Source organism: Pseudomonas sp. GM50 (assembly GCF_000282375.1).
Lineage (GTDB): Bacteria > Pseudomonadota > Gammaproteobacteria > Pseudomonadales > Pseudomonadaceae > Aquipseudomonas.
In genome coordinates, this window is sequence record NZ_AKJK01000057.1 from 1 (window position 1) to 12,101 (window position 12,101).

The following is a 12,101-nucleotide window of genomic DNA, read 5'->3' on the forward strand; positions in this document are numbered from 1 at the left end:
GAGCAGCCTCGCTCCCACATTGGATCTGTGTCGTTCACAAATCCCCTGTGGGAGCGAGCCTGCTCGCGATGCTTTTAGGCGCCGAAGGCGTCTTTGAGGAAACCAGGCGCAATGTAGCGCTGGTAATGCGCTTCCGAGAGCAGAAAAAATTCCCGATCAATGGCATCGCGCAGTTCCGGCAGGTTCCAGTCGCGAAACTCCGGCAGCAGCACCATCCCGTAGGCTTCCAGATTGTTGATGACCCGCGCGCCCCGGGCGATCAGCTGATAAGCCCAGCAATATTCCGACTGATGCGGCACAAAGCGGATCTTGCGCTGCTCCAGTTGCAGACGCAGCAAGGCGGGGTCGAAAATTTCCACCTTGCTGGCCATCACTTGCGATAACAGTTGCTCAAGACGCAGCCACACCGCGCGTTTTTCTTCCTCGTTGTAACCGTTCCAGTGAATCACTTCATGGTGGAAACGCTTGCAGCCACGGCACACCAGGTCACCGTAAACAGTGGAGCAGAGGCCGACGCAGGGGGTCTTGATGGTCTGATTGGGCATAGGTAGGCAAAACACGGGAAAGCAGAACAGGTCGGCATGTTAGCCCTTTGTCTAACATTCATCACCCCTCAAAATTTTGGGGCTAACTTACCTTTAATTTTTTTTTGCCGTAGAATCAGCCAGCCTTTTAAGGCGCCAATGTCCGTTAGAAGCTGTTTTCAAAGCGTCACGAGCACAGTCGTTCCTTCAGAGCGGTGTTGGCGAAGGGTTTTTCAGCGGTGAAAAACCTGACGCCAACCCTCATCAGCTCCCCGTTCTGCAGGCGTAAAACTTTGAAAGCAGCTTCTGTAAGGAATTGCCGGTAATTCTGGCTAAGCGGCCCACAACGCCACGCAGCGCATGAGTACGGCAATTTCGGGATGAGCGTCCCGGACACCCATTTGGGACCACTGATGAGGGTAATAACTGTGCTTGAAGCCTACCGCAAACATATCGAAGAGCGTGCAGCACTGGGTATCGTTCCCCAGCCGCTTAACGCCGAACAAACTGCAGGCCTGGTCGAGCTGCTGAAGAATCCCCCGGCTGGCGAAGAAGCTTTCCTCGTTGACCTGATCACCAATCGCGTTCCGCCAGGCGTGGACGAAGCGGCCTATGTAAAGGCCGGTTTCCTCTCTGCCCTCGCCAAAGGCGAAGCCAAATCCCCTCTGATCGACAAGAAACGCGCTGTTGAACTGCTCGGCACCATGCAGGGCGGCTACAACATCGTGACGCTGGTCAATCTGCTGGACGACGCCGAACTGGCACCAGTGGCCGCCGAAGAACTCAAGCACACCCTGCTGATGTTCGATGCTTTCCACGATGTTGCTGAACGCGCCAAGAACGGCAACGTTCACGCCAAAGGCGTTCTGCAATCCTGGGCCGACGGCGAGTGGTTCAAGAATCGCCCTGTGCTGGCCGACAAGATCAGCCTGCGCGTGTTCAAGGTGACTGGCGAAACCAACACCGACGACCTGTCCCCTGCTCCTGATGCCTGGTCCCGCCCGGACATCCCGCTGCACGCCCTGGCCATGCTGAAAATGGCTCGCGACGGCATCGTGCCGGACGTGCAAGGCTCCATCGGTCCGATGAAGCAGATCGAAGAAATGCGCAATAGCGGCTTCCCGATCGCCTACGTCGGTGACGTGGTCGGTACCGGTTCGTCGCGTAAATCGGCGACCAACTCGGTGCTGTGGTTCTTCGGCGACGACGTTCCTTTCGTACCGAACAAGCGTGCTGGCGGCTTCTGCTTCGGCAGCAAGATCGCTCCGATCTTCTACAACACCATGGAAGATGCCGGCGCACTGCCAATCGAATTCGATGTAACCAACATCAACATGGGCGACGTGATCGACCTGTACCCGCACGCTGGCAAAGTCTGCAAGCACGGTACCGACGAAGTCATCACCACCTTCGAAATGAAGACCCCGGTGCTGTTGGACGAAGTCCGTGCCGGCGGTCGTATTCCGCTGATCATCGGCCGTGGCCTGACCGACAAGGCTCGCGCCGAACTGGGTCTGCCAGCGTTCGACCTGTTCAAGAAACCGGATGCCCCGATCGAAAGCACCAAGGGTTTCACCCTGGCGCAGAAAATGGTCGGCAAGGCATGCGGCGTAGCCGGTGTGCGTCCAGGCACCTACTGCGAACCGAAGATGACCACCGTCGGTTCCCAGGACACCACCGGTCCGATGACCCGTGACGAACTGAAAGACCTGGCGTGCCTGGGCTTCTCCGCTGATCTGGTGATGCAGTCGTTCTGCCACACCGCGGCTTATCCAAAGCCGATCGACGTGACCACCCACCACACCCTGCCTGACTTCATCATGACCCGCGGCGGCGTTTCCCTGCGTCCGGGCGACGGCATCATCCACAGCTGGCTGAACCGCATGCTGCTGCCGGACACCGTCGGTACCGGTGGTGACTCGCACACCCGTTTCCCGATGGGCATTTCGTTCCCGGCCGGTTCCGGTCTGGTCGCATTCGCCGCTGCCACCGGCGTAATGCCGCTGGACATGCCGGAATCGATCCTGGTGCGCTTCAAAGGCGAAATGCAACCGGGCGTCACCCTGCGTGACCTGGTTCACGCCATTCCATACTTCGCGATTCAGGCTGGCCTGCTGACCGTCGAGAAGAAAGGCAAGAAGAACGCCTTCTCCGGCCGCATCCTGGAAATCGAAGGCCTGGACAACCTGAGCATCGAACAGGCTTTCGAGCTGTCCGACGCCTCGGCCGAACGTTCGGCTGCCGGTTGCACCATCAAGCTGTCGAAAGAGTCGATCACCGAGTACCTGCAATCGAACATCACCCTGCTGCGCTGGATGATCGGTGAAGGCTACGGTGATGTGCGTACCCTGGAACGTCGTGCCCAAGCGATGGAAGCCTGGATCGCCAACCCTGAGTTGATGGTTGCCGATGCTGACGCCGAATACGCTGAAGTCATCGAAATCGACCTGGCCGACATCAAGGAGCCTGTGCTCTGCGCGCCAAACGATCCGGACGACGCCCGTCTGCTGTCCAGCGTTGCTGGCGAGAAGATCGACGAAGTGTTCATCGGTTCGTGCATGACCAACATCGGTCACTTCCGCGCTGCCGGCAAGTTGCTGGAACAGGTCAAGGGTCAGCTGCCAACCCGTCTGTGGTTGTCGCCGCCGACCAAAATGGACGCTCACCAGCTGACCGAAGAAGGCTACTACGGCATCTACGGCAAGGCCGGCGCACGCATGGAAATGCCAGGCTGCTCACTGTGCATGGGTAACCAGGCACGTGTAGAGCCGAACTCGACTGTTGTGTCGACGTCGACCCGTAACTTCCCGAACCGTCTGGGTGACGGCGCGAACGTCTACCTGGCTTCGGCCGAGCTGGCGTCCGTTGCGTCCATCCTGGGTCGCCTGCCGACCGTCGAGGAGTACATGGAATACGCTGGCAAGATCGACAGCATGGCGGCCGATGTTTACCGCTACCTGTCCTTCGACCAGATCGCCGAGTTCCGTGAAGCTGCTGCGAACGCCAACATCCCGGTCGTTCAAGCCTAACGCTGCAACGCAATAAAAAACGCCGCCCATCGTGAGATGAGCGGCGTTTTTTTATGCCCCACAAAAACCTGTAGGAGCGAGGCTTGCCCGCGAAAGCCATCACACGGACAAACTGCAGGACCGCGTCATCGTTCTTCGCGGGCAAGCCTCGCTCCTACGGGGGATATGTCAGGCTGTCAGGGAGTAGATCAACGCCGAAATCGCCACCAGGCCCACCGCCGTCACGAAGACGTTAGAGGCTTGACCACGAAAGCGCGCCATCGCCGGAACCTTGCGGATCGCGTACATCGGCATCAGGAACAGGATCGCCGCGATGATCGGGCCACCGAGGGTTTCGATCATGCCGAGAATGCTCGGGTTCAGCGTGGCAACGATCCAGCAGACCACCAACATGAACGCCGCAGTCATGCGGTCGAGCGTCTTCGGTGCCGGGCGTTTGCCGCTCTTGACGATCAGGCCCTTCAAGCCTTCGCTGGCGCCGATGTAGTGGCCCAGGAAAGACTTGGAAATAGCCACGAAGGCAATCAACGGCGCCGCGAAGGCGATGGTCGGGTTGCTGAAGTGGTTGGCCAGGTACGACAGGATCGACAGGTTCTGCGCCTTGGCTTCCGCCAGTTGCGCCGGCGACAGGGTCAGCACGCAGCTGAAGACGAAAAACAGCACCATCACCACCATCAAGAGGTGGGCGCGGGACAGGATCTGCGAGCTGCGCTCTTCGGCGTGACCACCGTAGCGACGCTTCTGGTCCACCGCGAACGCCGAGATGATTGGCGAATGGTTGAACGAGAACACCATCACCGGAATCGCCAGCCACAAGGTGTGCAGCAGCGCCGACGACTCAGGCAGCGTGGTCGCGGTGCTGAGGATGCCGCCATTCCAGTGCGGCACCAGGAACACCGCCAAAAACAGCAGCGCGACGATGAACGGATACACCATCAGGCTCATGGCCTTGACGATCACCTGCTCACCGCAACGCACCACTGCCAGCAGGCCGAGAATCAGCACGAACGACAGCACGGCGCGCGGCGGCGGCATGATGTGCAGTTGATGTTCGAGGAAACTGCCCACGGTGTTGGTCAGGGCCACGCTATAGATCAGCAGGATCGGGAAGATCGCGAAGAAGTACAGCAACGTGATCAACGCGCCGGCCTTGATGCCGAAGTGTTCTTCCACCACTTCAGTGATGTCGGCGCCTTCGCGGCCGGATAACACAAAGCGGGTCAGGCCACGGTGTGCGTAAAACGTCATGGGGAACGCCAGCACTGCCAGGATCAGCAGCGGCCAGAAGCCGCCCAGCCCCGCGTTGATCGGCAAAAACAGGGTACCGGCCCCGATTGCCGTGCCAAACAGGCCCAACATCCAGGTGGTGTCATGGCGATTCCAGCTTTCGAGAGTCGCTGGTGTCGCCGCTACATAGCGTTCGTCGACGCTATTGGCCTGATCATTCATCCGCTCGGATCTCCGCTTTCCGGTCACTTGCTACCCGGTCAGGACGAGTCGGAAAAACCCGACAGGCAGCGCCCTGGCCGAAACAGGGGCGCGATTGTCCGGGATTAATGAGCAGAAGCAAAGACTTAGCTGAGGAATGGTTATGCGGATCAGATGCAGGTGGCGAAACACGCGCTCCCCCGTAGGAGCGAGGCTTGCCCGCGAACCAGTCGCCTCGGTCCATCAGGAATACCGAGTAATCGTTCTTCGCGGGCAAGCCTCGCTCCTACGAATCGCGGACAAATGATCTAGTGTTGTCATTAGAAGGATCGCAGGCTTCTCCAGCTCCGACACCGGGAGCCAAAAACCCTGGCCATTGCCAAACCGCTCTGGAGTCAGCAATCTGAAGCGACGTTCGAGCCCCCCGACATTCCGCTGCCCGCAGGAGCCCAGCATGACCGCAACTGTTCTGGTACTGGTTGAAACCATCAATGAATACCTGCCGATCCTCGAACATCAGGGGTTTCATCTGATCCTGGCCCCAACCCCGGCCGAGCGCGCCGCCGCCATTGCCCGACAGGGCAGTCAGATCGATGCAGTGCTGACGCGCGGTCCGTTGGGCCTGCACGCCAATGAAATGGCCGCCCTGCCCAACCTCAAGATCATCTGCGTGATCGGCGCCGGGTACGAGCACGTCGACCTGCAAGCCGCCGCCGACCGCGGTATCACCGTCACCAACGGCGCAGGCGTCAATGCCTCTTCCGTCGCCGACCACGCCATGGCATTGCTGCTGGCACTGGTGCGCGATATTCCTCGGGCCGATGCCGCCGTGCGTCGGGGCGAATGGCCGAAAATCATGCGCCCTTCCCTGGCCGGCAAACGCCTGGGCATCCTCGGCCTTGGGGCCGTTGGCATCGCTATCGCCAAACGTGCCGCCAACGGCTTCGACATGAGCGTGAGTTACCACAACCGCCAGCATCGCAGCGACGTGCCCTACAGCTTCTGCTCCACGCCGGCCGACCTGGCACGCCACTCGGACTTTCTGATCATTGCCGCACCCGGCGGGCTCGGTACCCAGCACTTGATCAACAGGCAGGTACTCGACGCTTTAGGGCCCAACGGATTTATCGTCAACATCGCGCGGGCCAGCGTGATCGTCACGGCAGACCTGATCAGCGCGCTGGAACAACGACGGATCGCCGGCGCCGCGCTGGATGTCTTCGATAACGAACCCCAGGTGCCGGACGCCCTCAAGGGACTGGCCAACGTGATTCTGACCCCGCATGTCGCTGGATTGTCCCCGGAAGCCACCCAAGGCACCGTGGAACTGGTCGGCAAAAACCTGACGGCGTTTTTTTCCGGTCAACCGGTACTGACCCCCATTGCTTTACCGCCGCCGTCTGCAGCCACCCAGCACAATCACTAAAGGACGCCCAACAGCGTCCAGAGTCGCCGGGATTCGGCATCGGCGCTGATCAGTTCGCCAAGCAGCTCGCTCAGGGGCTTGTTGCCCCACTCCACCCCCCGTTTGATCAAATAGGGCACCGGGCTGTGGGGTTCGGTGCGCGCCAGGTACTCGGCGATCAACAGCAATTGCCGGTACGCCTCTTCACGATTCGCCGGCTCGCTGAACACCTGAGGCGCCGCAATGACGGGCGGCACGTCGGCCGGGCTCGATGCAACCACCGCTGGAGTTTCGACAGGCGCCGGGGTCGGTTTTCGTGGATGCATGGCGATGAACTCCTGAACCAGCGTCAACAATGCTTCGATCACATCCTGCAGCGCTTTGAAGCCTGGGGCCTGATTGCCGAGATAAGCGTCGCTCCACACCTCCAGGCGTTGCAGGTGCTGCTGGCTGAGCAGCAACGTGCCCTGGCTGCGCAACCAGAATGACAACGGGGTGGCGCGAATCTGTTCGGTGAGTTTTTTCTGTTCGTTACGCGCGTTCTCCGCCGAGGTCTTCGCCGTTTTACTGTCGCTGGCCTGCACCTGTTGCAGCTGCAACCGACGCCAGGCATCCAGACAGAAGCCATCGAACTCGTTGTTGCGCGGCTCGAACACCGGCACTCGGGTCAGCAACACTTCAGCGTAGCGTCGAGCCAGCCATTCGAGCGGAATCACCCGCCATGACTGATCGCCGTCCTCAGCCTGTGGGTGCAGGTGCTCGGGATAGCGCTCACATAACCCGGCCACCAGCGCCAAGCTGCCCGGCAAGCCTTCAAGCCCATCCTGATGCAGCCAGGCCTCACCCAACCAGGCGCTGAGCATCAAATCCTTGCTGCGTTCAAGCAGCAGGCTGGTGGTCAGTTTTTCCAGTTCCGGCCATTGGGCGCGTTTGATCGACGACTGCCACACCCCCGTGGGCAAACTGGTGTCGTCCTCGCGGCGCAGTTCGCGCAACCGGTCGAACTCGGGCTCATAACGCAGATCCTGACCACAGGGCGCCTGCTCGCTGATCGGTTCGAGCAGTTGGCTGATCAGTTCCGGCAACGGCGTTGAAGGTTGATTCACAGGCCCTCCTTATCCGATTCGATGTCATGGGCCTCAATGCCCGCGGTCGATCTCGTCACCATGAACGGTGAGCGTGGGGCACGGGTTGGCAAGGGCTGAATGGACAGCGGCAATTTCGAGCCCTGGGTCATCAACGACAGGCGCACAAACATCAGGGTTTGCTCGGCGGTGGTGGTGCTGGCCTGCGTCGTCACGGGCAGGCGCAAGGTCAACGGAAAGTCCGTGTAGTCCATGTTCGGCTGGCGCTGCACCGACACGTGCGAACGCATCATGCGTAATAACGACCACGGCCCGCTGTACTCCCAGCCCGCTTCCAGATCCCGCACCACCAGGCTCGGCTGCAACGGATCGTTGGCCGGACGCTGGTAGCCATTTCTGGCCCAACGCAAGGTCAGCCGAATCGGTTGGCCAACCATCCAGCGCAGGTTCTGCTGAGCCTCGCCGGGATAGCTGAGCTGTTGATTGCCGGCATTCAAGCCCCAGGCAATCACCTGATCGGCACCGCGTTCTTCCTCTCGATCGGTGCGCCAGCGCACGTCCATCTCCAGCCCCAACACACCGCTTTTGTCGCGTACAAACATCGGCCCCAGCCACGTGCTGGCTTGCTTCAGACGATTGAGAAAGTCCTCGGCGGCCAGGCGCTCCGGGGTCTGACTCAGCAACAATCCGGCCTGCGCCACCGGCAAACGCTTGTCGATCAGCTCCAGTAAATGCTGAACCCTGGCCGGATCGGCGTCGGCGGCCTGAAGGCCATTGGCAAACGGAAAGCGCTCCGCCAGGTACTGATTGAAATAATTGGCCAGGTCGTTCCACGCCGCCGCAGCCTGTTGCTGTTGCAGGAACTGGCAGCGCTGCATGGCGGCTTGTTGCAGATCCACCGCCCGCAACGCCAGTGTTCCGCGCCCGCCAGACAGGTTGGCGGTTTGCAGGATCTGGCCACAGGACGTGGCGTCCATTTCGATGAAGTCGCGACTGACCAATTGCTCGATCTGCGCCGGCGAACTGGCGGGATTCTGTTCCTTGTACTTGAGCAGTTCGTCGTTGAGCGCACTGAACTGCGTCACGCGTTCATAATCCAGCGCCGAGAGGTTCTGTTGCTGGACTTTGAGCCATTCCAGCGCCGAGGTGCGGCGCTCGGTGATGCCGAGCATGGTGTTGAATTGCTGCTTGAGGCTCAGTTTCAAATCCTGCACGTCGTTGGCGCCATACAGTTGCAGGCCGAGGTTCTTCGAGCCGTCCCACTGGCTGATTTCGGTGCGCCCGCTGAACAGCGGCTGGGCGACGATTTCGTCGAGGCCGCTGACGACTTCGGCCAGGGCGCGGCGGTTCAAGGCAGTTTGCAAACGCGTGGCCAGATCGCTGCGACGCACCTCGATAAAGGCTTTCTGCAAGGCAATCGCCTGGGAGGCCTGCACATTGAAGACGCCCCTGTTGGCCTGTGCATTGTGTTCGCGCAGGCTCGACAACATGGCCTTGACCACTGCGCCTTCGGCCGCTTGCAACAAGGCGCCGCGATACGCCGGGGGAATGCGTGGCAACTCTTCGGCGGCGTAACTCTTGTAGCTGGCGAAATAGTTCAGCGCACTGTCGAGGTCGTCGCCATCAACGCCCTGCCCCTGCCCATCCGGGGCTTCGGAGCGATCCGCCTGTAAGGCGATGGCCACAAAGTCACGCTTGAACAGCGCCTGCACCGCGTTGTTGAGCTGCACCACATGTTCCTGCAAGACCAGTTGCCCGCTGCCTTGCTGAATCAATAAATTGTCCCGGGAGCCGGCCTGGACGATCCATTGATCGCGAAAACTCTGTTGCAGCTTGGCCGCCTGCATTTCCAACTGTTGCTCCAGTTGCGGTCCGAGCAAGGCGCTTTTGCGCACGTTGTCCAGCAACTCGCGATAGCCAGGCACCAGGTCCTGGCCCTTGCCGCGACCCCACGCCGAATTCGTCAAGCCGATCACCGTTTGCAAGTCATCGACCAGTGCGCGCAAATCCTCGAGCTCGGTGAGGGAGTTGCCACTGCCGGCCTCCAGCCGTTCCAGATGCAACTTGAGATAACCGGCCTGGCGCACGAAATTGTCGGCCAGGAAATACTGGTCCAGCCAGCGCTCCATGAGCCCGAGGAAATTTTCCTCGATCACCGGGCGCTCGACGGTCAGGTCCAGCGGTCGCAAATCGCTGCCATCAGCATCGAACAACGCACGGTTGTAAAAACCGGCGCGGTGCAAAGTGCCGACGTTGAGGTTCAGCGACAATGCGTTGTTGCTCAACAACACCAGGTCTTCGAGGGGAGCCTTGGGGTTGTTCAGCGCCTGACTGAACCACTGGTTCTGCTGTTCCAGATTCACCGCACGCTCCACCAGATCCTTGGCCTTGACGTAGTTTTGCCATTGGGCCGGATCTTCGCTTTCGACATTGCCCCGTCGTTCGGTGTTGCGGATGGTCTTGAGTTGCGCCAGCTCCGCGCTCAACAGGTCGCGTAACGGCAACATCAAATGGCTCTGGGCGGTCAGGCGCAACTCGCTCGCCAACTGCGCATCCAGCGAAGAGAACCAGGAGGTCGGAAATACCACTGAAGAGAAGCTCCAGCCCGGCGCCTTTTCCAGCACCCGCCAGAAGCTCTGGACATTGCGCCGGGTCGACTCCAGCCGATGAGATTCATCGGTGACCGCCGCGTAGTTTTTCTGCGCCCCTTGCAGCAGGCGCGAGAGTTCATGGGCCTCTTTGACCGAATCCTGCCAGACCCACAGCATGCCCGCGCCCCAAACCACCGCGACCACCAGCGCCACTCCACCGGTCACGCGCTGCCAGCGTTGACGCAGGCGTAACAGACGCGGCACCACCTGGGCCAGACCGCGCTCGGCGACCACCCGCCGCTGCCACAATTGCCGGGCAAAGGCGCTCTGCTGCAACCCGGTGTCATAAGCCGAAAATCCGTCAGCGCTGTCTTCCGAGGGCTGATTGGCCGTGAAATAGATACCGCGAAAGCGTGGCGCCTCACCTTGCGCATTGCCCTGGAAAACCGGCTCCAACAAGGATTGCAGATGGCGCCGCATAGCTTCGAAGCGTTCCGGCAAGCCATACAGCTCAGTGCTCAGTTGCCCGGACAAGGCACCGATTTCGATGATCGATTCCGCCAGCGCCCGAGTCACCTGATCCAGCGCCTGATCGCTCCACTGCGCCTGCCAGACCGCATCGGGTCCGTGGGGCGACGACCAGCCCAGCGTGCGTTCGCGGGCCTCGACCGGCAGCGCGGTGATCAACTCCTGAAAGCCCGGCAACTCTTCCATGCCGGTAATCACCACGTACACCGGCAGGCTCAGCCCGAACCGTTGCAAAACATCGATGAAGCGTCGACGCGCCGCCAACCCGAGGGTCGCGGCTTGCTCGACGTTGCCCAGTCGACTGACCGGCACCGTCCAGATCACTCCGTCCAGCGGACGTTGACTGCGCAAGCGCAGGATCAATCCCAGCAAGCGCCACCAGCCGCCGCGTTGCAAGTGCATGCCTTCGTCCGGCAAAAACAGCGCCTGTGGCACCACCAACACTGCACCTTCAGGGTCCGACCACCAGCGACCGAACCAGGCCGGTTTGTCGGTGGGCTGCAAGCGCCACTGAGTACATAACTGCGTGCCCTGGGTTTCGTTGCCGAGCATCAGCAGCCATGGAACCTGGTAGCGGTCCTGGGCGCCCTGCTCCTGCTCCATGTGCCGCACCGCCAGGTAAAAACTGCGAATCGCCGCGCCGCTTTGCGTGCGCAACCACCAGACCGCTACCCCGACAATCGCCAGCAGCAACAGCACGGCGATGATGAGGCCGATAATCCCCAGCGTGCTCATGAGTCTTGCTCCGAGGCGGCCACGGAATCGGTCATCTGCAACACCGGTTCGAGCTCCAGACGAATGTCACGCCAGAACAGCTGCCCCAACCCGGTCAGCAGCAGGACCATGGCGAGAATCCCCACGCCCAGGCGAAAACCGTCGGGCAACGAAAGGCGCACTGGCAATTGCAGCGGCGGCACGGCCGAAGGCTGTTCGAGCCGGGCACTGACGTCGGCATAATCCGCCTCGTGCTGCCAGGCAAAGGTGAACAGCGCCAGGCGCCATTTTTCATGTTGAGTCTGATTCTGTTCGCCGCGCAGACGGCCCTGAAACCCCAGCACCAGACATTGCAAATAGACATTGGCCAGATCGCGAGTGGTGGGGATCTGCTCGTCCAGCAGTTCCTTGATCGCCAGCGGTATCCGCTCACCGGCCTGACGGCTGGCGTACAAGCGCGATTCCAGCGGTTTTTCCTGCCAGGCCGACTGGCCCGGCCACGGCGTGAACAGCAAGGCTTCATCGACCAGCGCGACGAAGGCATAGACCAGCGCCTTGACTTGCTCGGTGGCGGCGTCGCCGACTTTAGCGAATGCCGTTCGCCACAGTCGTTGGGAGATTTGCGTAGACAGTTCGACCACCGCCTCCACCAGCGCTTCGTCCTCGCTGTCCTTGGGCAACTGGTTCCAGTCCTGGGACCATTGCTGCCAGGCCTGGCGAAAAGCACTGCTCAGCGGTGCTTCGTGGAGGCCTCGTGTACCCGACCCGGCATTCCCCTCAGACATAGGACGTTCCTT

Annotated in this window: 7 protein-coding genes; 2 read left to right on the top strand and 5 right to left on the bottom strand. The window is 60.8% G+C overall.

Annotation, left to right across the window (positions count from 1 at the left end; all coding sequences use genetic code 11):
• Positions 1 to 74: 74 nt before the first annotated feature.
• Entirely contained in the window at positions 75 to 545 is a 471-nt protein-coding gene (locus tag PMI30_RS15640; protein WP_007906319.1) for a DUF1289 domain-containing protein, read from the bottom strand.
• A 407-nt stretch (positions 546 to 952) separates the two neighbouring features.
• On the opposite strand from PMI30_RS15640, the gene acnB reads away from it, so the two are divergent.
• Positions 953 to 3,553 (top strand): bifunctional aconitate hydratase 2/2-methylisocitrate dehydratase, encoded by a 2,601-nt coding sequence (acnB, locus tag PMI30_RS15635; protein WP_032835413.1) that lies wholly within the window; start codon positions 953 to 955, stop codon positions 3,551 to 3,553.
• A gap of 168 nt (positions 3,554 to 3,721) precedes the next feature.
• Here the strand turns inward: acnB and PMI30_RS15630 are convergent, their stop codons facing one another.
• A complete protein-coding gene (locus tag PMI30_RS15630) occupies positions 3,722 to 5,002 on the bottom strand; it encodes a serine/threonine transporter (protein WP_008009659.1) in 1,281 nt (426 codons plus the stop codon).
• Between the two features lie 433 nt (positions 5,003 to 5,435).
• On the opposite strand from PMI30_RS15630, the gene PMI30_RS15625 reads away from it, so the two are divergent.
• On the top strand, positions 5,436 to 6,407 hold the full coding sequence (locus PMI30_RS15625; protein WP_008009660.1) for a 2-hydroxyacid dehydrogenase: 972 nt from the start codon (positions 5,436 to 5,438) through the stop codon (positions 6,405 to 6,407).
• Here the strand turns inward: PMI30_RS15625 and tssA are convergent.
• Genes tssA through PMI30_RS15610 form a run of 3 tightly spaced genes read right to left on the bottom strand, consistent with a single transcriptional unit; the run spans position 6,404 to position 12,089 of the window.
• On the bottom strand, positions 6,404 to 7,492 hold the full coding sequence (gene tssA, locus PMI30_RS15620) for a type VI secretion system protein TssA (protein WP_008009661.1): 1,089 nt from the start codon (positions 7,490 to 7,492) through the stop codon (positions 6,404 to 6,406). The genes PMI30_RS15625 and tssA overlap by 4 nt on opposite strands.
• A complete protein-coding gene (locus PMI30_RS15615; RefSeq protein ID WP_008009662.1) occupies positions 7,489 to 11,325 on the bottom strand; it encodes a type VI secretion system protein in 3,837 nt (1,278 codons plus the stop codon). The genes tssA and PMI30_RS15615 overlap by 4 nt, the downstream gene beginning before the upstream one ends.
• Entirely contained in the window at positions 11,322 to 12,089 is a 768-nt protein-coding gene (locus tag PMI30_RS15610; RefSeq protein WP_008009663.1) for a DotU family type IV/VI secretion system protein, read from the bottom strand. The genes PMI30_RS15615 and PMI30_RS15610 overlap by 4 nt, the downstream gene beginning before the upstream one ends.
• Positions 12,090 to 12,101 lie beyond the last annotated feature (12 nt).